The following is a 20,689-nucleotide window of genomic DNA, read 5'->3' as shown; positions in this document are numbered from 1 at the left end:
TTCTTTCCAATGGGCCCGGATTAATGCCTTAGGCGATCAACAAATAATTTTCGACATGCTTGACTCCTGGTGCGGCCCAGGCCGCCTGCTCGGCAGCCTCGCGTTCTCGCCAGAGACGCACCCGGCCCTCAAGCTTGACTGTTCCTCCTTCAACGCAAACATGAATATCATTGGCGTTCAGCCCTGCGTGGCGGCCCATAGATGCCTCTATCTGGCCTTTGATATCGTTGGCGCTATCTCGGTCCCGGATGGCCAACCGATTCTCGATACTGACAACGCCCGCCAATGCATGCACCGCGCGTTCTGCCGCTTGCTTTTGATACTGCCAGTCGACCTCGCCCTCCAGGCGAACGGCCCCTCGCTGTACATTGATTTGGATTTGATCTTCGGGAATAACAGCATTCCAACGGATAACGTCCAGGCAGCGTGCAGCGATTACGTCATCGCTTAGCAATTGATCCTCGAGCCTGCGTATTTCTATTTCCTCAGCGATGGCTCTAACGCCTCTCAATCGCCTCACGGCCTGCTCTACTGCTTTTTTTTGCGTGTAGGTATGTACGTGTCCCGTCAGACTGACAATGCCGTTTTCCACGGATACTCCGATATTTGCCGCATCGTCGAGATGAGCACAAAATTCCAATTCGTCGAGAATGCTGCGGCGCAGGTCCAAGTCGTTCATTGGGGCAACTCCTCTGTTCTTGGTTAAAATGCTTCCCCACCGGCACGTCTCGCCGTGGTGAGTAGCGTGCTCCGATGTTCATCCCGTGAGCGTGGTTGTGTTTGATCCAGATCAGATGCATAGATAAAGACGCGCTCATCGACACCAGAGCACCAGAGCATCTTCAGACTTCATTAAGAAACGGGCTCGATACTGGCTCCCAACCACTCTTGGGGAGTATGTCGGACCATGCCCGATTTCGATTGGAACATTCACTTGCCGCTGGCCTTCGGCGATGCTGCCCAGCCGCTCAGTCATTTGCACCGGGGGCTGCCTGCTCATCCGCGACGGGCTGAGTTCGAAGCGTTTATCCAGCAGCGTTTTCGCCAGGTCCACGGTGCTGACATCCGGCATTTCATGCCGGAGCTGTTCGGGCTCGATGACCCCAATGGCGGGCTCTGCGCCGTGGCAGGCGTACGCCGCGCCGCGCAAGGGGCGTTGTTCCTGGAGCGCTATCTGGACGCGCCCATCGAACCCTTGATCAGTGCGGCGACCGACCGTCCAGTGGACCGTGCCGGCATCGTCGAGGTGGGCAACCTGGCGCCAGCGACACCGGCAGCGCTCGGTTGAGCATCATCGCGATCACGTATCTGCTGGCCATGGGTGGCCTGGAGTGGGTCGCGTTTACCGGCAATATCGGCCTGGTCAACAGCTTCCATCGCCTCGGCCTCAAGCCCGTGACCTTATGCTCGGCCGATCCGCAGCGCCTCGGCGAGGAGCGTTACCTCTGGGGTCGCTACTACGACAGCCAACCGTGGGTCCATTTCGGCAACATTCGCGCCGGTTTCATTCATCTGCGCAACACCGGCCTGTTCAATCGCCTGGGACTGCCGACCCATCTCGGGGAAACTTGCCATGTCGCCTGAAATTGAGCGTTTCAAGCACACGTTGCGCGGCCATGCGCAGCGGCGAGGGCATGTGACCGCGCTGTGGGGTGACGGTTCGCAGCTCGACTACGCGACACTTTTCGCTGAAGTGGTCTACCGCCAGCAACGTCTGCGCGAGGAAAACGTCCAGGTCGTCGCCCTGGCCCTGGACAACGGCATCGAAGCGATCCTCTGGGACCTTGCCGCGCTGCTCGAAGGGCTGACCTGTTTGATCCTGCCCGGGTTTTTCAGCCAGGCCCAGCGGCATCACTGCCTGGAGCAGAGCCAGGCTGAACGGGTGATCGCCGAGCCTGGGTTCGATGATGAATTGCGAGCCGCCGGCTACCAGCACAGCGGCGAATTCTGGCGTCGGACGTTCGACGGCCCAAGTCGCATGCCGCCAGGCACCGCCAAATTGACATTCACCTCCGGCACCACGGGCACCCCGAAAGGGGTGTGCCTGGGCGCCGAAAGTTTGTTGCGAGTGGCCCGGGAACTGGAGCAGGCCAGCCAGCCGGTCGAGGCCAGGCATCATTTGGCATTACTGCCCCTGGCCATCCTGCTGGAAAACCTCGGTTGTTATGCGGCGTTATATGCCGGGGCAATGTTGAGCCTGCCGAGCCAAAAGACACTCGGCATCCAGGGCGCCAGCGGGGTCGAGCCGGCGCGCCTGCTGGGCTGCCTGGCGAACGGCGTGCGCAGAGCCTGATCCTGGTCCCGCAGCTGTTGTTGCTGCTGGTCACGGCTGCCGAGCAGAAGATGTTCAACCCGCACCTCGTCCGGTTCGCCGCCGTCGGCGGCGCCCGGGTGTCCCAGGAGTTGCTGCAACGGGCCCAGCGTGCGGGACTGCCGGTATTCGAAGGCTACGGATTGTCGGAATGCGCCTCGGTGGTGTGCCTCAATCGCCCTGAAGCGCATCGTGCCGGCAGCGTCGGCCAGCCGCTGCCCCATGTACAGGTGCGCTTGGCCGAGGACGGCGAAGTGCTGATCAAGGGGTCGACCTTGCTCGGTTACCTGGGAGAGGTCCCGTATCGCGGGGAGTGGTGGCCCAGCGGCGACCTGGGCGAATTCGACGAAGACGGGTTTCTGTACCTGCGCGGTCGCAAGAAACACCAGTTCGTGACCAGTTTCGGGCGCAACGTCAATCCCGAATGGGTTGAAGCCGAACTCACCCAGGGTGGCGACATCGCCCAGGCCTTCGTTTATGGCGAAGCCATGCCCCACAACCATGCGCTGCTCTGGCCCAACCGTGCCGACTGCTCCGACCAGGCGCTTGCGCTGGCTGTGGCCAAGGCCAATGACACGCTGCCCGATTACGCCCGGGTCCATCGCTGGACGCGCCTGGACCAACCTTTCAGCGCCGCCAATGGCCTGCTCACCGCCAACGGTCGTCCGCGCCGCGAGGCCATTGTCGAGCAGTACCGAGCGCTGCTCACCGACCCCATTCAGTCCGAGGAATCCTGACCATGAGTTTTTTCGACACCCTGCAAGAAGCCACCCTCCAGGAACGCCAAACGCTGTTCAATCTTCCGATTATCCGTGACGCCCTGGGGGGGCAGGTCAGCCTGGCGAGCTACCGCAGCTTTCTGATCCAGGCTTATTACCATGTCCGTCACACCGTGCCGTTGATGATGGCGTGCGGGGCTCGTCTGCCAACGCACCTGGAATGGCTGCGCAAGGCTGTGTGCGAATACATCGACGAAGAATACGGCCACGAGCAATGGGTGCTGGACGACATCGCCGCGTGCGGTGGCGACAAGGACGCGGTGCGCAACGGCCAGCCGTCGTTGCCCATCGAGTTGATGGTCAGCTACCTCTATGACCTGATCGCCCGAGGTAACCCGGTCGGTCTGTTCGGCATGGTCTATCTTTCTAAGATTGCCATGGCTGCCATCGAAAACGTCACAGTGAGTTCGGCGGCGGACGAAGAGCACTCGTTCCACAAGACTGAGAGAGCCATCGATCAGAAAGATCATGCTAGTCAAATGCAGAGCTCATCACTGCCGGGAGATGTGGGTATCTCTGCTGGTAAGACATAGCGTTGATTTCGAGTCTGATTACGGTGGGTGACGAGGCGGCGTATCTGGCGCGCGTTGAGCCGCACCATCTGGCATAGCGTGCGCCCCAGCGGCGAATCTTGAATCAATGGCGTAAGGCAGACACTCGGCGTCAGTGCGTTGCGAGCAGGTCAGGCAAGAAAAGCGTTAAGGCGGTGGAGCGTCATAGCCGGGCTGGCGTAGGATGGCGCCTGCGTTTCACTCCCTGACTTTCCCTGAATAAGGTTCGAAATCATGCGGCGTATGATCTTGCTGATCGGTGTACTACTAAGCTTTAACGTGTTGGCGCAGGATTCAGCTCAATCAAAAGTTCTGAATCAACCCAAGGATTCAAACCAACCCGTGGTGAAGTGGACCCTGCTGGATCAGAACGATAAGGCGTATACCTTGAACGACAGCGCTCAAGTGCTGTTGATAGCGCGCAGTATGTCCGCAGCAGAGTTGCTGGATGCGGCGATGGAAGGTCAACCGGAGGGCTACCTGGAAGCGCACCACATTGTGTACGTGGCGGATATCGAGAAGATGCCTTCACTGGTCAAGATAGTGGCAGTACCGGCCATGCGTTCGGCCAAATACAGAATCATGCTGGACCAGGACGGCAGGGTTGCCAGCCGCTATGGCGGCGACCGGGATACCGTTCAGTGGCTTGCCTTGAACAATGGCGCGGTCGTCAGTGAGCAGCGTTTTGCAGACGCCGAAAAATTGAAACAAGCAATTGCCGAGCGGGCCAAGTAAGCCCTACGGTCTTGCGCTACGTTGTCGCAGCGCTTTTTCGAAGATCATCCGCATATACCCGATGATCATTGGAGAAGGGCCGTAGACTTCCCGCAAATGGCTTTCGGCGTTGACGAGGTGAGCCTTAAGCTGTTCGCGGACTTTCTGCTCGCCGTAAAGCGCAACGAACGTCGACTTGCCCTCGTCCTTGCCTTGATCCTTGTCGCTGTCCGGGCAATGATCCCTGAGATCGTCATACATCTGGAACGCCTGACCTAGCTCCATGGCGAAGTTCTGCAGGATCGGGCGTGTGCTCGCTTTTGCATCACTGATCAGCCAGGCCATGTCCATAATCGCGCTAAACAATACCCCCGTCTTCAGGTTGTTGGTCAGCGCAATTTCCTCGGGGCCCCGGTTTTGCTGGCCTTCACGTAGATCCTTGAACTGGCCCTTGACCAGCCCCTGCATGCCTACGGTATTGGCCATGACCGCCACCAGTTGCATGCGGATCGCCGGGGTCAGATCGCTAATTCCGGCAACAACCCCGAATGCGCGGCTGAGCAGGGCAACGGCGGCAAGAATCGCCACGTCTTCGCCAAACTTCAAATGCACGGTCGGACGCCCACGGCGTAATCGCGCGTTATCCATGCACGGCATGTCGTCCAGCACCAGTGACGCTGCGTGGATCAATTCCACGGCGCAGCCCAGGTCCAGTGCCTGATCGCCGCCGTGTCCCAGGCCTTGCGCAGCGAGTATCAACAGAATCGGCCGCATGCGCTTGCCGGGCGCCAGCGTGGAGTCACGCATGGCAAGCGCGACCAGATCCCGCTCGTCGCTGCTGCTGGGCAGCAATTGGTCCAGACGCTGTTCAATAGCCGCGCGCACATCTTTCAGGAGTTCGGTAAACCCAAATTCGACGGTTGCGTCAGGCTCGATTGCCATCGGTCTTGACCTTTGCTTTAAGGGTGATCAATGAAGGGTGATCAGCTTGCTGGCTGGCCACGTGATGCGTCTTAAACTCTGAACGACTTTGAATAACCAGTGCCTCAGTTATAGTCATTATTGTACGTAACTTGTACTAGCATCTTAATCTTGTACAACCTGGCTCAACACAATGACCACGCGCGCCGCAAAATGATTCAACCGAATTGGAGCTTCCATGACTGAGCACCCCCTGAGTCGGAGAAAGGATGATCATCTTAATATCGTGCTGGACGGCCGTGGTGTGCGTCATGACCCACGACAGGGTGGCGGCAGCGGGCTGGATGCCTTTCAGTTCGAGCATTGTGCGTTGCCGGAGCTGGACCTGAACGGCATTGACCTCACCAGCGCGCTGGTTGGGATCCCCCTCAGAGCGCCCTTGCTGATCAGCTCCATGACCGGTGGGGCGCAGCGTTCTGCAGCGATCAACCACCATCTGGCCGAGGCCGCCCAAGAGCTTGGTATCGCCATGGGCGTAGGTTCGCAGCGCGTCGGGCTGCGCAGCGGCAACGATCAGGGCTTGACCCGTGAGTTGCGGCGGCTGGCTCCCGATATCCCGTTGCTGGGCAATATCGGCGCGGCACAGCTCTTGGAAAGAGATGGCCAGGAACTGGCGCGCCGCGCCGTGGAGACCTTGCAGGCGAACGCTTTGATCATCCATCTGAACCCGTTGCAGGAAGCCGTTCAGGCCGAAGGTGATCGGGATTGGCGAGGTGTGCTGGATGCTATCGGATTGACCGTGCAAAGTGTCGGCGTGCCGGTGATCGTCAAGGAAGTCGGGGCGGGCATATCGGCATCGGTGGCGGTGGCCCTGGCGGATGTCGGGGTCCGCGTGATCGACGTGGCGGGCACCGGCGGCACCAGTTGGGCGGCGGTGGAAGCTGAGCGCGCCAGCAGCCCCGCCGATAAAGAGGTGGCGATGGCTTTTGCCGATTGGGGCATATCGACGTCCACCAGCCTGGTCAGCGTGCGTGAGGCGTTGCCCGGCATGACGCTGATCGCATCCGGCGGCATTCGTAATGGCGTGGATGTAGCCAAGGCGCTGTGTCTGGGGGCTGACCTGGTGGGGCAGGCGGCGGGAGTGCTGCGCAATGCGACGGTATCGACAGCGTCGGTCATCGAGCACTTCAACATCATCATTAAACAGCTGCGCATTGCCTGTTTTTGTACGGGCTCGGCAGATCTGGCGGCATTGCGTCAAGCCAGATTACTCTCGTCGGTCGACCGCTCATGAGCCATTTCGGCGTGGTGACCCCGGCGTTCCATAGCCACTTCCAGGCCTTTCAGGCGCTGGCGGTAGAACTGTTGAACCGTGGGCATCAGGTCACGTTCTTCCAGCAGCCCGACGCGCGCCGTTGGCTGGGTGATCCGCGTATCGGTTTTCATGCGACGGTTGCTGGCAGCCATCCGCCGGGCAGCCTGGACGCTTCGTTGCAGCGCGCGGCCAGCTCGAATAACCCGCTGACTTTGCGGCGGGTCATTGCCGATATGTGTGCAACCACAGGCATGCTGTGTAAAGAATTACCCGCAGCGCTGGCTTACAGACAGGTCGATGCGCTGCTCTGCGATCAGATGGAAGCTGCCGGTGGGCTGGTCGCCGAGGCCTTGGGCCTGCCTTATGTCTCGGTGGCTTGCGCGTTGCCGGTCAACCGCGAGCCTGGCTTGCCGCTGCCGGTGATGCCGTTTGCCTACGGCAGCGACGAACGTAGCCTACGCATGTACGCCGGTAGCCAGCAGGTTTACGATTGGCTGATGCGACCCCTGGGAGACGTGTTGCGAGGTGCATGTCGACAGCTTGCCATCAAGCCTCGCGATGCGCTGCATGAATGCCTTTCACCGCTTGCCCACATCAGCCAGACCCTTGCAGGATTTGATTTTCCTCGTACGCAGCAGCCCGCGCATTTCCATGCCGTAGGACCGTTGCGCCTGCCTTTTTCGAGTGCCGGGCAACCTTCGCCAGGCGGCGAAGCTTTTGAGTGGCAGATTGATAAAAATCGACCCTTCGTCTTTGCCAGCCTGGGCACCTTGCAGGGCGGGCGCCTGGGTATGTTCCGGCGGATTGCAAAGGCCTGCCGCCGCTTGGACGCGCAGCTGTTGGTCGCCCATTGCGGCGGGCTCGATTCGGCCCAGGAACGCATGCTTCTCGAGGGTGGCGCGACCTGGGTCACTGCGTTCGCCCCCCAGCAAGCGGTGCTTGAACACGCCGATGTAGTCGTGACCCATGGAGGTCTCAACACCGTGATGGATGCCATTGCCACCACTACGCCGATGCTCGTCATGCCCATCGGTTTTGACCAGCCGGGGGTGGCGGCGCGTGTCAGCTACCGAGGCCTGGGCCTGAAGCTAAACCGCTGGGCGAGTGCCGCCACCATTGCTGATGGGCTGGCCCGGCTGTTTGTTCTTCCACGAGAGCCTTTGCAGCGGATGGCGGCTGAGTTGCAGCACGCCGGTGGCACCCGCAAAGCGGCTGACATCATCGAGGCGGCGGTGCGCAGCGGTCAACCTGTGCTGACGCAGGCGGTGGCATGATCTATGACCTGATCCTTACCGGTGGTGGGCTGGCCAATGGGTTGATTGCCTGGCGACTCAAGCAGTTGCGCCCTGAGCTACAGGTGCTCTGCGTTGAAGAGCAAGCCCGGATCGGTGGTAACCATACCTGGTCCTTTCACGACTCGGACTTGACGGCAGAGCAGCATCAATGGATCAGGCCCTTGGTGGTGAAAACCTGGCCCGCCTACGATGTGCATTTCCCGGGGCGTTCGCGTCGGCTGAACAGCGGTTACGCCAGCATCACCTCGGAACGCTTTGCCCAAGTGATCGAACCCGCGCTCAGCGAAGGGGGGCGGGCAGGGTTGCGTGTGGCACAGCGGATTGAGCAGGTCACCCCGACCTCGCTGTTGCTGGAGGGCGGCGAGCAGTTGCAGGCCAAGGCCGTCATTGACGGGCGTGGCGTCCGGCACAGCGAACACCTGGTGCTGGGTCAACAGGCGTTTCTGGGCCAGGTGCTGCAGCTACAGGCCCCTCATGGGCTGGACGCGCCGATTATTATGGACGCCCGGTTGGCTCAAAGGCAGGGCTATCGTTTCGTCTACGTCTTGCCGTTTTCAGCCGACACGGTGCTGGTGGAGGACACCCACTATGTTGACCGCCAGAGCTTTTCTTCAGAGCAACTGCGCGAGCATATCCGTGATTATGTGCAAGATCGCGGATGGACCATTGCTCGCTGCCTGCGCGAAGAGCAAGGCGTGTTGCCGATCACCCTGGCAGGCGACTTTTCCGGCTTCTGGCGCGAGGCGGCCGGCCAGCCGCGTTCCGGTTTGCGAGCCGGTTTGTGCCATTGCACAACGGGTTATTCGTTGCCCCTGGCGGTTCAACTGGCGGACTGGTTCGCCCGCCAACAGAACCTGCAAGCGGACGCCTTATACCTTGGCATTCGCGCATTCGCCGAGCAGGCGTGGCGGCGCCAGGGGTTTTACCGTTTGCTTAATCGCATGCTGTTCCTGGCAGGCAAACCCCAGGACCGCTGGCGGGTGATGCAGCGTTTTTACGGGCTGCCCGAGGGGCTGATCAGGCGTTTCTATTCGGGCGACAGCACTTTGCAAGACAAGCTCCGGGTGCTGATCGGCAAGCCGCCTGTTCCCATCAATGAGGCCATGCATGCGGCACTTCGCTGCCTGCCTCGGCATTACAAGGATCGAGCATGACCCAGGGGAAAAGCGCGATTGTGATCGGCGCAGGCTTTGGTGGCCTGGCACTGGCGATCCGGCTGCAGGCGGCGGGTGTGCAAACCACCTTGCTGGAAAAACGCGACAAGCCCGGCGGCCGCGCCTATGTGTATCACGACGAGGGATTTACTTTCGATGCCGGGCCGACAGTGATTACCGACCCTACGGCCATCGAAGAATTGTTCGCAGCGGCGGGCAAAACCATGCGGGACTACGTCGAGATGCTGCCGGTCTCGCCGTTCTATCGTTTGTGCTGGGAGGACGGTACGCAGTTTGACTATGCCAACGATCAGGCCGAGCTGGACCGTCAGATCACCAGGCTCAACCCCAAGGATGTAGAGGGCTACCAGCGGTTTCTGGCGTACTCCAGGGCGGTCTTTCGCGAGGGTTATCTCAAGTTGGGCGCCGTGCCGTTCCTGTCGTTTCGGGACATGATCAAGGCCGGGCCGCAGCTGGCTCGGCTGCAGGCGTGGCGCAGCGTCTACTCGATGGTTTCCGAGTTTGTCGAAGACGAAAAGCTGCGCCAGGCGTTTTCGTTTCACTCTCTGCTGGTGGGCGGCAATCCGTTTGCCACCTCATCGATCTACACCTTGATCCATGCGCTGGAACGCGAATGGGGCGTGTGGTTTCCCAAGGGTGGTACGGGGGCGCTGGTGCATGGGCTGGTCAGGCTTTTCGAAGACATCGGCGGGCGTGTGGAGCTCAATGCCGATGTCGTCAGCATCGAGGTGCAAGCGGGCAAAGCCAGCGGCGTGCGCTTGAAAAACGGTCGCCTGCTGAACGCGGACTGCGTCGCTTCGAATGCGGACGTGGTGCATACCTATGAGCGATTGCTGGGCGGCCATGCCCGTGGCATCAAGGAAAGCGCGCGTCTCAAAGGCAAGCGTTTCAGCAATTCCCTGTTCGTCATCCATTTCGGCCTCAAGCGGCCGCAACCCCAGCTTCAGCATCACACGGTCTGCTTCGGGCCGCGCTACCGGGCGTTGATTCACGAGATATTCAATGGCGTTGAGCTGGCTGAGGATTTCTCGCTATACCTGCACGCTCCCTGCGTCACGGACCCGAGTCTGGCCCCGCCGGGCTGCTCCAGCCACTACGTACTCTCGCCGGTTCCGCATCTGGGTAACGCGCCCATCGACTGGGAGGTGGAAGGCCCACGCTACCGGGATCGGATTTTCGCGTATCTGGAGAAACACTACATGCCCGGCTTGCGGGACGATCTGGTGACCAGCCGGATTTTCAACCCGAATGATTTTCTCAGTGAGTTGAATGCGCATTTGGGGTCGGCATTTTCACTTGAACCGGTCCTCTGGCAGAGTGCCTGGTTCCGGCCTCATAACCGCGACGCGAGCCTTGGCAACGTGTACCTGGTAGGCGCGGGCACTCATCCCGGTGCGGGCGTGCCCGGTGTCATCGGCTCGGCAAAGGCCACGGCAGGTTTGATGCTGGAGGATCTGCATTCATGAGTCGCGATGCAGATCAGCACCGGGTCCTGCTGGAGCACGCCGAACGCAGCATTGCCGTGGGCTCGAAGAGCTTTGCCGCAGCCTCGCGTTTGTTCGACCCCTCGACCCGGGCTAGCGCCGTGATGCTTTATGCGTGGTGTCGGCATTGCGATGACGTGATAGACGGCCAGGAGGCGGGGCATTCGGCGACCGTGTTGAGCCAGTTTGACATTGACCGGCGCCTTGCCGACCTTACCGCTCAGACTCGGTCGGTGTACGCCGGGTTGCCTGTGCAGCACCCAGCCTTCGCAGCGTTCAGAGAGGTGGTGGCCAAACACCGCATTCAGGAGCGCTATGCCCTGGAGCATCTGGCGGGTTTTGCGATGGATGTACATCAGCGCCGTTATCAGAGCGTCAACGATACCTTGGACTACTGCTATCACGTGGCCGGGGTCGTCGGGCTGATGATGGCCCAGGTCATGGGTGTCAGCGACCAGAGGACATTGGACCGAGCCTGCGATCTGGGCATGGCGTTTCAACTGACCAACATTGCCCGCGATATCGTCGAAGACGCTGCCGTCGGCCGGTGCTATCTGCCACGCGACTGGCTGGATGAGCTTTCGATCCCCGAAGCGTCACTCGCCGACGTTCAGTATCGGCCCGGCCTGGCCATTCTCGCGCAACGGCTGGTGCAGATGGCCGAGCCTTTTTACGCCAGTGCCGAGGCGGGATTAAGCGCACTGCCGTGGCGTTCTGCGTGGGCGGTGGCGACTGCGTCGGGTGTCTATCGGCAGATTGGCATGAAGGTCGCAAGACGGGGCGAGCATGCCTGGGACACGCGGGCATCGACCTCAAAGGTCGACAAGTTGCGGCTGGTGCTCAGCGGCCTGTGCCGTGCCGTTACTGCTCGCGGGCGTCACTGGCCCGAGCGTTCGCCGAGCCTGTGGCAACGTCCGGATCATTCTTGTGAAGAGGCCCACCATGCAGATCGCGCAACTGAGCCCGAAGCGCAGCGGTAGTTGGGGCATAGAGAAAGCCGAATGAGACACAGCGGTCCTTGCCCGACACCGCATGGTGCATCAAGTGCGCTTGATACAGACGCTTGAGATAACCGGTGCGAGGGACATATTTCAACGGCCAGCGTTTGTGGACTAGCCCATCATGGGCCAGAAAGTACAAAAAACCGTAGGCCGTCATCCCGGCCCCTATCCATTCCAGTGGGCGGATGCCCTGTGTGCCAAGCGCGATCAGCACGATGGCGAACAGCGCGAACACGATCGCGTACAGGTCGTTTCTCTCCAACCAGCCGGTGCGGGGTTCATGATGGGATCGGTGCCAGCCCCAGCCCCAGCCGTGCATCACATATTTGTGCGCAAGAAATGCAAAACCCTCCATACCGATAAGGGTCGCGAAAAATACCAGTGCGTTTGTCATCAGGCGGTTCATCTGAGCAAAGACACAGCATCGGACTGCGCCGAGGCGGTGAAGGTTCTAACATCTGACAGCGCGATGCTGGCCCCTGTAAAGGGTAAATTTCAGCTTGATATCACGACCATTTTCCCACTGCATGGCGAAGCAGGCGGGTTCCTCACGCTTGCACTCAAGCCGGCAACAGGCTGTGTGTAGCGATCTAATGATTCCGGACATCCATTTAGGCGAGAATGCTCGCCAGCTAGAGGTGTCAGGTAACCAAACAACGTCGTTCCTTTCAGTGATTCAAACGCGAGCCGCAGGCATTGTGCTCGATCAAGGCGATAGCCATATCGAAGCCAGCCGCTCACTTGGTGTGGTCTAGCTCGCGTTGCGCCGCTGGGTTAACCAGCTTCAGCAGGAGCGCACCGGCGTTAATCCTAAGAGTAAAGCGCTGACGCTTAGGCGCGTACGACCGCGGTAACGTCCTCGCGCAGTCTTCAATGAAACAGGCAGTTATCAAAAGCTACTCTGGCATCGCCTCTTATTTCGTCCGCTTCTGATTGGCTGATGATATTGCAATGCACGTAACCGCTTAGCATCGCCATCAATTGATCATAGCGAAATAGTGTGGCTCCATGACCCAATAATATGGCCTGAATTTCTGCTTCCGCGTACCGCATGACCTTGTGGTGGAGACGTTCGTCATTATTCATATCTGTCTCCTAATGTCCTTCCACAGTGGACTTACAAAATCATTCTTGCGGTGCTTACGGATGAACGGTAGTCCACCGCTACCACCCAACTGCGCGCGAGGCGCAACGTCCTTTGCGCGTGTTGGTTGTCGTGATGCAATGAGGCCAATGAATAGGCACTATGCCATAGAGGCGAAGAGATAGGAGCCCTTAATGGCGGGCTTCTGAAATGATCTAATAGTTTTGCTAATTCGAGTGGAGAGAGGCGGTGCTCCGTACGTTGCCAATCGTGCAATTACGCCAGAACCAGCCATGGGTACCCGTCAGAATGAGCCGTGAATTCGTCCTTGTAGCCTTTGACCTGCCTTGCTTTGGAGTAGGCCCTTTCTCTGTTGTAGGGTTCGCCATGGGTGTCGTGGTTCACAGGGCCGCCGGACGCATTCCATTCATAGCTGGCAGTTTAGTCCTTGAGCATTTCCAGTTTGATTTCTGTCCCTTCAGCTAGTTGTAACGTGACGGTCATTTCATCTGTCTTCTGGGCTGGGCAGCGGGTAGCGGGTAGAGGCGCAGGTTGAGCTGCAGGGGTGCAGCTGCAATCTGCATGACCGGAGTCTTTTGCACTGGCTGCGGTGCTGCATCGGCCGACGCCTCCTGGGCCAGCGCGATCTTCATTTCGCCCATCTGCGTCAGGCCAGTGCGCGGCCCACGTCTGTGGGATCAATGGGAATTCCGACGGCATGACGACGGTGACCAACAAGCCGACCGCAACCAGCAGGCATGAGACGACGCAAACTGGGCGGCGAAGAGCGCAGGGTGGTCTTCGCCATGGGCGGAACGACGCTGCAGCCGGCCACTCGGGGTCTGTGCCAACGAATAACGGAATAAATGCGGGTTGCAGCGCCGTGCTTTTCTGCGCCTGCACCCGAATGGGAAGCACCAAGACCTGGACATACTCGTCTGGGGATGTTTCTCGTCTGGTCGGGCATATGGATTGGGGCGGACATACCTATACCTACAATGCTTTTGGTGAGGTGGTAAAAGAGCAGATCGTCGGAGGCCCTGACAAAATCTACCAGTATTTTGCTAACGGCCTGACCAAGTTGGTGACCGAGGGCCCCACAGATAACTGGGCGGCTACTGGATCGGAATATGATCTGGCGGGGAATAAAGTTCGTGAATTCAACTCCTCCAGCGTGGAGTTGAACTCGAGTACCTTCGATACGCACTATGAAACACTCTACAGATATGATGCGTTGGGAAGGCTGGCAGGGGTAAGAATGCCTGCCGGTATTGACCTTGCGAGCCCTGTAATCGCCCGTATTGATTATAGCTATGATGAGTTGGGCAATCGGCGTCGTGTCGTGTTGGATACCACCAATCAAGCCGGCATACGCACGGTGATTGACAATTGGTTTAAATATGATCTGGAAGGGCGGGTGCTGGTGGAGGACGGCTTCCGGAACAGCGGCGGGCAAGTAGCCGCCGGTGTCGTTGGCGGCAAAGCCAAGGGTAAGGTCTGTACCTACGATGCTGTGGGTAAACGGACATCTGCCGAAGAGTATGTAAAGACTATCGATTTCTTTGGTTATCCCAGTCACGAATATGTGCTGAATAACTACACCTATCATGACGTTGGTTCGTTGCTCACCACCACCAAGCGCGCTTCGATCCGAAATCTGTCGACTAACCCCGATACCTCCTATGGGGCGCTGCTCGGCGAGGCCAGTCAGATCTTCAGTGCCCAATATGACGGGCGCAATAACCGCATCTTCCAAGAGGACGTCAACGGCAATGAGCGCACCCGTACCACCTACACCTATCGTGGCGATGGGCAGCTCAATAATCAGTTGGTAACTCGTTGGAACGGTAGCAGCTGGACGGCCTATCAATATTCGAGTTTGTGGGCTATTGGTTGATGGCTCGTCAAAACGGTTTGAAGATAACCAGAAAAACGATCATGGGCAGCGCTGTTAGGATGACCGGCAGGGCGTTGCTCCCATTCTGGATAGCGCCTTTCCCCTCGATGCTCACCATCCGACGCAGTTTGCCGGCCTGGGCGCCGTGTACGCCGGCCAACAGCAGCGCCAATCCCATCTTGGCGAACAACCATCCGCTGCCAAACCAACTGGCTGTTGCTGCGATGGTTACGCCACTTCCGAACGCTAACACCATGGCGGGGGTTGTAAGGATTCGGTCCCACTTGTGCAGGAGACGCAATCTCGCCAGTTCTTGAGGCGATGCGGCGCCTGCCAGCTTGCGGCCGGCCAATAACACCAGCGATTGCATCACCAAGCCCGATATCCAGAGTAAAACAAAAAAAATATGCATTGATTTGAGCGCTAGGTACATCATGGTTTCACTCCCGCTCCTTGGGCGCCGCGTTTTGCAGCAGAAAAAGGGCCGTGAAGAATCCTCCCAGCGGAACGAACGCGGCAGTGACCACACGCAACAGATGACTCTGGCTCCAGCCTTGCGCTGAAGCCACATTGAGCGTCAGCCATATGTAAATGATGAACGCAACGCCGTGTACTGGTCCCAGCCAGGACACAGCATGCGGGTATCCAAAAAGATGTTTCAGAGGCACCGCCACACCCAGCAGCAGGAGGAGGGTAGAACCCTCGAACAGCGCCATCCACCGCAGACGCCGCGTTGCAGAAACATTGAAGTCATGGTTATGCATCTATCAATTCCAGGCCGGGATGAGGACTTGAATTGTCCGGGACGCCCTGGACATGTACCATTGGCCGGAATGCCAACATTCGAAAGATTCCCGCCAGTACAGGCAAGACATTGGAATTCGATCATGAGCGGTTTGCCGATGCATCAGGTCGCGATTCTGGCTTACGACGGAGTGGTGCCCGGCGACATCACGACACCGTGTGAGCTGTTTTCGCGAGTCGAGCTTCATAACGGCCGCCTCCCATATCAAGTGAAGGTTTGCGCCACTTCACCGTTTGTAACTACCCATTCACTCGGTCTGCACACTCCGTGGTCTCTTGACGAGGTGCTTCGTGCGGATACTGTCATCGTGCCGGGTCTAGCCAATCCGACTGATCACGTGCCGGACGCGGTCATCGAGGCAATCTGTAAGGCCCATGCGCGCGGAGCTCGAATTGCATCGATTTGTTCAGGGGCTTTCATTCTGGCCGCCTGCGGTGTGTTGAATGGGTTGCGGGCGACCACGCATTGGAAGGCCGCCGACCTGCTGGCACGCCTGTATCCGCTGATTGACGTCAATCCGAATGTATTATTCACGGACAACGGCCACGTACTGACCTCTGCAGGTGCGGCAGCCGGCATGGATTTGTGCCTACACATGGTCAAGCGGGACCATGGCGCGACAGTCGCCGGCAACGTAGCTCGGCTTGCTGTCGTTCCGCTGGAACGCTCCGGCGGGCAGGCCCAGTTTATCGTCAGGAGCATTCCCACCTCACACGCGAGCCTATCTGCTGTTTTACAATGGATTGAAGGTCGGCTGGGCGGAACGATCACTGTGGGCGACATCGCGGCGTTCGCCGCCGTGAGCGTGAGGACGCTCAACCGGCGATTTCAGGAGCAACTCGGAGTCAGCCCGCTTAAATGGGTTATACAAGCACGCGTCAAGCATGCACAGTGCCTGCTCGAAGCGACGGATTTGCCAATTGAGCGTGTTGCGGCAGAAGCTGGATTTGGTTCGTCCGTATCATTGAGAGAGCATTTTTTGCATATTGTCGGCACAAACCCGTCAGCGTACCGCGGTGCTTTTAGAGCGGCTCCTTAAAGCTTCCATCGTTGAACCGCGGAAGCGACTCTGCAGATCAGCAAAACACTCGGTTGCGAAAAGCCGGGTTCAGCTCCTCTGTATCTTCAGGTGTCGCGCCACGATTGAATACCTGCACATCCGTAAGCGAATGGCAAAGACACCCTAGGTTAGGTGGTAATGCCCAATTTTCTTGTTGATCCAGCAATCATAGGACACGCCACAATGTTTCACGAGTTGTGGCGTCCAAGGTCAGCCATTGACGATCCATAACCTGTCTCAAGCCCTCAGCTATGTGTTCACTGGGCATCGTACGGAAGCCATGTTTGCGGAACCAAGGGCCATTCCAAGGAGGCTCATGAAAAGTTGTTAAGGTCACTGCTTGAACCCCACTGCTTTCAGCATGCTCTATAACTGCCGTGAGAAGCTTTGCTCCAATCCCACTCCCTGAAGCATCCGGGTCGACGGAAATATTGTCTAAATATAAAAGCCCGTCCAGTGGTCGCATTGCCGCAAAGCCCATTATTTTCTGGCTTTCGCTATCGAGCGCCACTACGACCCGACAGGCTTCAAATCTCGCTGGGGGCAGTGCGGGTGTTTCAGCAATATGGGCGAGATTTGGAATGGCCTTGTAACGCAGACGTGCTTGAGCCGAGATACGGCATAAATCTGCAACATCATCTATGCCACTAAGCCGGAGTTGGTAGCTATGCATGCTTTCTTCTCTCATTAAGATCGCTGGACGAGTATTCCGCTTACCTCACATGACTCAGCCAGATACCCACTGATGCGGCAGCAGTAGCTCAATCTCGCTCGCCTGTTGCGTCGGCAGGCGCGTCAGCACATCTTTGAGATACGCATACGGATCATGCCCATTCATGCGCGCAGATTGGATCAAGCTCATGATCGCCGCCGCCCGTTTGCCGCTGCGTAGCGATCCCGCAAACAACCAGTTCGAACGCCCAAGTGCCCACGGCCGGATCTGATTCTCGACCGGATTATTGTCGATTGGCACAGCTCCGTCATCAAGGTAGCGCGTCAGCGCTACCCAGCGTTTAAGGCTGTAATCCAAGGTTTGGGCCGTCGCTGATCCGTTGGGCACAAGATCGCGCTGGGTCAACATCCACTCGTGCAGTGCTTTCGCCAATGGTGCTGCTTTTTCTTGTCGTATTCGCCAGCGATCCTCATCACTCATGTCTCGCGCTTGGCGTTCAACTTCGTACAAGCCGCCAATCGAGTGCAGCGCCTGTTCAGCCAGCTGGCTTTTATTTGCCACGTGCAGATCGAAAAACTTGCGACGGGCGTGAGCCATGCAGCCGACTTCGGTCATGCCTTTTTCGAAGCCAGCTTTGTAGCCAGCAAAGTCATCGCACACCAGCTTGCCGTTCCACGAGCCGAGGAAGTTACGCGCATGCTCACCGGCGCGGCTCGGACTGAAGTCATAGACCACAGCCTTGAGCGCCGAAAACGGTGTGGTGCAGTAAGCCCAGACATAAGCGCGGTGCGTTTTCTTCTGTCCGGGCGCAAGCATCTGCACCGGCGTCTCATCGGCGTGGACAACTTGCTGCGCCAGAACAGCTTCTCGCAAGGCATCAACCAGCGGCTGAAGCTGTACACCGGTTTGCCCAACCCATTGAGCCAGTGTGGAGCGCGGTATCGCTAAACCGGCGCGCCCGAAGACTTTCTCCTGCCTATACAGTGGCAAATGATCAGCGAACTTCGCCACCATCACATGAGCCAGTAGACCTGCAGTCGGAATGCCCTTGTCGATCACTTGGGCCGGTACCGGCGCCTGGATAAGTGTTTCGCACTGACGGCAGGCCCATTTTCCACGTACATGTTGCTCGACGGTGAACACGCCTGGCGTGTAATCCAGCTTCTCGCTGACGTCCTCGCCGATGCGCTGAAGCTTGCAACCGCAAGTGCACTGAGTGTTTTCTGGTTCGTGATGAATGACGATGCGTGGAAACTGCGGCGGCAGCGGTGCACGCTTTGGTTTTTGGCGCACCTCTTCTGGAGCCGGAGCCGGCTGGAGTGCCGTCAGCTCAGCGTCGATAGCCTCAAGATCAGTGTTAAGTAGATCGTCGAGCAAGCTGCCTTGCTCAGGGCTGATCTGCTCGCTGCGCTTGGCAAACCTGTGCCGCTTGAGGATCGCGATCTCGTGAGTCAGCTGTTCGATGATGGTTTGATCGCGATGGATCTTCCTGCCCATGGTGTCGACCTTCGACATCAACTGCGCAGCGAGGGCGCGTAGTTGGTCGGGGGGCATTTGGTCGAGGTTGGGCAAGGAAGTCGTGCGGTGGATTTTACTAAAGCAGACCGCCTACGGCAGCAGACCCAGACGTTAATTACAGCCTTTTTAAAGGATCGTGATTGCGCCACCAGCGCCCACGCGCTGCCACGGCAAACCAAGTATTAAGGCCTGAAGTTGCTCGGTATCCAGTTCCAGCTCGCTACCTTGTCGAATACCTGGCCATTGAAACTTGCCCTGGTTCAACCGGCGTGCCGCCAACCAGACACCAATTCCATCGTGCACCAACACTTTCATCCGATTGGCCCGTCGATTGGCAAATAGATAAGCGCAGTGCGGCTTCGCCGCACCAAATACCGTAATGACTCTGGCCAGCGCGGTCTCGGTACCAGCACGCATATCCATGGGCTCGGTGGCGAGCCAGATGGCGTCGATGCGGATCATCGCAACAGGTCTCGAAGAAAGGTCGCGCAGACAGCAGCACTTTCAGTTGGCCAGTTTATTTTAACGGTGCCGCGTGGATGCTCGATCTCAACGCAGATATTCGATGACGCTGCGTGCGAACCTGCTCCGGCCAACGGCATAGGTAATGGAATAAATGCAGGTTGCAGCGCCGTGCTGTTCTGCGTTTGCAGGCGAATCCATTTGTGGACGAGGTTTGCATTGAGGCTATGGCTGAGCGCGATGCTGGCAATCGAAGCGCCGGGCTGGGCACACTCTTGAATGACCTGGGCTTTGAAGGACTTGGAATAGGAACGGCGTTTTGGCTGCATGAAATACCCGCTTAAAAGGCTAGAAGTGGTGCCCACTTAAATTTAAGTGCACACCATGTCCTGGCTTTGCGGGGCTGGGTAGATGACTTGGCCGGACGCTTACGCTCATGCTACTCACATCGTGCAGCTAAGAAGCCTCTGACTCTGGCAGCTATCGGCCAGAAGCGGACGGTCACCCTCAGCCGTATATCTCAGCTGTCTGTCAGGCGGTACAGTGCTTGGGCATGGGATGCCGTTAACCCGGCACGCTCCAGATTTCGGCGGCTCTGGGAGCTGGCCAGCGCGGTCGCAGCGATCCAATGATAGCCATGCTTCTTTGCTTGTTCTATTCGTTGAGAAATCAGCGCTCGGTGGTAGCCGTGGCCCCGGGCATCCTTTCGTGTTGCGGCCGTTCCAAGGTAGGCAACGCCATTGCTGGCCAGGTACATCGAAGCCCCTGCTACCACTGTCCCTTCCGCTTTCAATACGTAGATTTTCAGACGTCCGTCAGGCACCGGCCCTACAAAGGAAGCCTGATTCAGAAGCCGATGCTCCGGCTTGGTATGAAAGCTACCCGCATGCACTTCTGCGAATAGATCCAGAGTCTTCGACGTGACCTCTTCAATTTCAAATGAGTGACGACTCAAAACCACCTTTTCAATGGCACAAGCTAATTGCAAATGAGTCCAGCCCCTCAAACGCTCAAGCCGTGCTTCGCCCACAACAACGTACTGCTCCAACGCCGAAGATTTCCCAATAAGAGGAATTACAGTCTGTCGCTCCGCTGACTCATTGAGCAGATTTAATACTGCCAAGGGATTGCTGGTGATGTCACCATAAATGCGGTTGAACATTGGGCTTGGCGATGCGTTCACCTGAAAACACGTAAAGTCCGCGTTGAAAAAAAAACACGCGCGCCATAGGGATTTCCGCTTATCTCTGCCAAGCTCTCAACGCGCGAACGTAGATACTCGCTTTCTGCGGCCTCAATCTTATGAGCAAGCTCAACATCCATGTTCGTCATCCTTTCTAAAAACTCCAAGAGAGGTGAAGCACGTCGAACAATACGCTTGCGTGCAGGTACGTACCAGTGCCTGGCTCAGTTCCACTGCTGCTTCGGGTCGATTACCGCCCTTCGTGACAGGCTGCAATCGGCAGAGGCGGCCATTCAGAACGAGACAATTTGACCGGTCCCCACTAAAGGGCACACCTGCACCGCTCGCTCGGCCACGAGACCACCCCGCAGGGTATAAGCGATACTTCGCGAACATGGCCTGTTCAGTCATGACCTGCTTAAGCCTGTTTCAGAACGGATCGGTGGATTGCTAGGCGTCCA

Annotated in this window: 19 protein-coding genes and 5 pseudogenes; 12 read left to right on the top strand and 12 right to left on the bottom strand. The window is 58.2% G+C overall.

From position 1 onward, the window contains the following. Nucleotides 1-28 precede the first annotated feature (28 nt). Nucleotides 29-679, bottom strand: coding sequence for a BON domain-containing protein (locus J3P96_RS16740; protein ID WP_434652463.1), 651 nt, complete (start codon nucleotides 677-679; stop codon nucleotides 29-31). 228 nt (nucleotides 680-907) lie between these two features. Between J3P96_RS16740 and J3P96_RS16735 the strand changes: the two are divergent. From J3P96_RS16735 to J3P96_RS16720, 4 genes and pseudogenes are all read left to right on the top strand, one after another. Continuing rightward, nucleotides 908-1,584 (top strand): annotated as a pseudogene (locus tag J3P96_RS16735) (thermostable hemolysin). Beyond that, a pseudogene (locus tag J3P96_RS16730) lies at nucleotides 1,574-3,048 on the top strand (AMP-binding protein). The pseudogenes J3P96_RS16735 and J3P96_RS16730 overlap by 11 nt, the downstream one beginning before the upstream one ends. 2 nt (nucleotides 3,049-3,050) lie before the next feature. Further along, nucleotides 3,051-3,560, top strand: a pseudogene (locus J3P96_RS16725) (TenA family transcriptional regulator); the annotation flags it as partial. A 315-nt stretch (nucleotides 3,561-3,875) separates the two neighbouring features. Further along, nucleotides 3,876-4,376, top strand: a complete 501-nt coding sequence (locus J3P96_RS16720) for a hypothetical protein (RefSeq protein ID WP_434577284.1) — start codon at nucleotides 3,876-3,878, stop codon at nucleotides 4,374-4,376. Between the two features lie 3 nt (nucleotides 4,377-4,379). On the opposite strand, the gene J3P96_RS16715 is transcribed toward J3P96_RS16720, so the two are convergent. After that, the gene (locus J3P96_RS16715) at nucleotides 4,380-5,297 is read right to left on the bottom strand and encodes a polyprenyl synthetase family protein (RefSeq protein WP_434577282.1); all 918 of its coding nucleotides are present in this window, start codon (nucleotides 5,295-5,297) and stop codon (nucleotides 4,380-4,382) included. A 217-nt stretch (nucleotides 5,298-5,514) separates the two neighbouring features. On the opposite strand from J3P96_RS16715, the gene fni reads away from it, so the two are divergent. From fni to J3P96_RS16690, 5 genes are read left to right on the top strand one after another with little or no spacing between them, the layout of a single operon-like run. Continuing rightward, on the top strand, nucleotides 5,515-6,570 hold the full coding sequence (gene fni / locus J3P96_RS16710) for a type 2 isopentenyl-diphosphate Delta-isomerase (RefSeq protein WP_434652461.1): 1,056 nt from the start codon (nucleotides 5,515-5,517) through the stop codon (nucleotides 6,568-6,570). Then, nucleotides 6,567-7,865: a glycosyltransferase gene (locus tag J3P96_RS16705; protein ID WP_434652459.1), complete on the top strand. Its 1,299-nt coding sequence runs from the start codon at nucleotides 6,567-6,569 to the stop codon at nucleotides 7,863-7,865. The genes fni and J3P96_RS16705 overlap by 4 nt, the downstream gene beginning before the upstream one ends. After that, on the top strand, nucleotides 7,862-9,040 hold the full coding sequence (gene crtY / locus J3P96_RS16700) for a lycopene beta-cyclase CrtY (RefSeq protein ID WP_434562993.1): 1,179 nt from the start codon (nucleotides 7,862-7,864) through the stop codon (nucleotides 9,038-9,040). The genes J3P96_RS16705 and crtY overlap by 4 nt, the downstream gene beginning before the upstream one ends. Further along, nucleotides 9,037-10,527, top strand: coding sequence for a phytoene desaturase (locus tag J3P96_RS16695; protein WP_434652457.1), 1,491 nt, complete (start codon nucleotides 9,037-9,039; stop codon nucleotides 10,525-10,527). The genes crtY and J3P96_RS16695 overlap by 4 nt, the downstream gene beginning before the upstream one ends. Continuing rightward, nucleotides 10,524-11,525, top strand: a complete 1,002-nt coding sequence (locus J3P96_RS16690) for a phytoene/squalene synthase family protein (protein WP_434652455.1) — start codon at nucleotides 10,524-10,526, stop codon at nucleotides 11,523-11,525. The genes J3P96_RS16695 and J3P96_RS16690 overlap by 4 nt, the downstream gene beginning before the upstream one ends. Here the strand turns inward: J3P96_RS16690 and J3P96_RS16685 are convergent. Next, entirely contained in the window at nucleotides 11,407-11,952 is a 546-nt protein-coding gene (locus tag J3P96_RS16685; protein ID WP_434562999.1) for a sterol desaturase family protein, read from the bottom strand. The two genes, J3P96_RS16690 and J3P96_RS16685, sit on opposite strands and share 119 nt — an antisense overlap. A 265-nt stretch (nucleotides 11,953-12,217) precedes the next feature. Here J3P96_RS16685 and J3P96_RS16680 point away from each other — a divergent pair. Then, nucleotides 12,218-12,376, top strand: a pseudogene (locus tag J3P96_RS16680) (transposase); the annotation flags it as partial. A gap of 40 nt (nucleotides 12,377-12,416) precedes the next feature. Here the strand turns inward: J3P96_RS16680 and J3P96_RS16675 are convergent. Further along, nucleotides 12,417-12,632, bottom strand: coding sequence for a hypothetical protein (locus tag J3P96_RS16675; protein WP_434652452.1), 216 nt, complete (start codon nucleotides 12,630-12,632; stop codon nucleotides 12,417-12,419). A 498-nt stretch (nucleotides 12,633-13,130) separates the two neighbouring features. Then, the gene (locus J3P96_RS16670; protein ID WP_434652450.1) at nucleotides 13,131-13,283 is read right to left on the bottom strand and encodes a hypothetical protein; all 153 of its coding nucleotides are present in this window, start codon (nucleotides 13,281-13,283) and stop codon (nucleotides 13,131-13,133) included. A 65-nt stretch (nucleotides 13,284-13,348) separates the two neighbouring features. On the opposite strand from J3P96_RS16670, the gene J3P96_RS16665 reads away from it, so the two are divergent. Next, entirely contained in the window at nucleotides 13,349-14,527 is a 1,179-nt protein-coding gene (locus J3P96_RS16665) for a hypothetical protein (protein ID WP_434658368.1), read from the top strand. A 7-nt stretch (nucleotides 14,528-14,534) separates the two neighbouring features. On the opposite strand, the gene J3P96_RS16660 is transcribed toward J3P96_RS16665, so the two are convergent. After that, a complete protein-coding gene (locus tag J3P96_RS16660; protein ID WP_434652448.1) occupies nucleotides 14,535-14,963 on the bottom strand; it encodes a CopD family protein in 429 nt (142 codons plus the stop codon). Nucleotides 14,964-14,967: 4 nt separating this feature from the next. After that, nucleotides 14,968-15,291, bottom strand: a complete 324-nt coding sequence (locus J3P96_RS16655) for a DUF3817 domain-containing protein (protein WP_434652446.1) — start codon at nucleotides 15,289-15,291, stop codon at nucleotides 14,968-14,970. Nucleotides 15,292-15,414: 123 nt separating this feature from the next. Here J3P96_RS16655 and J3P96_RS16650 point away from each other — a divergent pair, with 123 nt between their 5' ends. Beyond that, the gene (locus J3P96_RS16650; RefSeq protein WP_434652444.1) at nucleotides 15,415-16,371 is read left to right on the top strand and encodes a GlxA family transcriptional regulator; all 957 of its coding nucleotides are present in this window, start codon (nucleotides 15,415-15,417) and stop codon (nucleotides 16,369-16,371) included. Between the two features lie 187 nt (nucleotides 16,372-16,558). Here J3P96_RS16650 and J3P96_RS16645 read toward each other — a convergent pair whose 3' ends face one another. The 5 genes and pseudogenes from J3P96_RS16645 to J3P96_RS16625 form a co-directional block, all read right to left on the bottom strand. Further along, nucleotides 16,559-17,065 (bottom strand): GNAT family N-acetyltransferase, encoded by a 507-nt coding sequence (locus tag J3P96_RS16645; protein WP_081782130.1) that lies wholly within the window; start codon nucleotides 17,063-17,065, stop codon nucleotides 16,559-16,561. Between the two features lie 54 nt (nucleotides 17,066-17,119). After that, entirely contained in the window at nucleotides 17,120-18,619 is a 1,500-nt protein-coding gene (tnpC, locus tag J3P96_RS16640) for an IS66 family transposase (RefSeq protein WP_434658221.1), read from the bottom strand. A gap of 90 nt (nucleotides 18,620-18,709) precedes the next feature. Further along, a complete protein-coding gene (gene tnpB, locus J3P96_RS16635; RefSeq protein ID WP_434652441.1) occupies nucleotides 18,710-19,045 on the bottom strand; it encodes an IS66 family insertion sequence element accessory protein TnpB in 336 nt (111 codons plus the stop codon). Continuing rightward, a complete protein-coding gene (tnpA, locus tag J3P96_RS16630; protein ID WP_259110206.1) occupies nucleotides 19,042-19,374 on the bottom strand; it encodes an IS66-like element accessory protein TnpA in 333 nt (110 codons plus the stop codon). Before tnpA ends, tnpB begins: the two co-directional genes overlap by 4 nt. A gap of 191 nt (nucleotides 19,375-19,565) precedes the next feature. Then, nucleotides 19,566-20,368: pseudogene (locus J3P96_RS16625) on the bottom strand (GNAT family N-acetyltransferase). Nucleotides 20,369-20,689 lie beyond the last annotated feature (321 nt).

Origin of the sequence: Pseudomonas sp. R3-56 (assembly GCF_051132075.1) — a bacterium.
GTDB lineage: Bacteria > Pseudomonadota > Gammaproteobacteria > Pseudomonadales > Pseudomonadaceae > Aquipseudomonas.
This window is presented reverse-complemented; position numbering and strand designations above follow the sequence as displayed.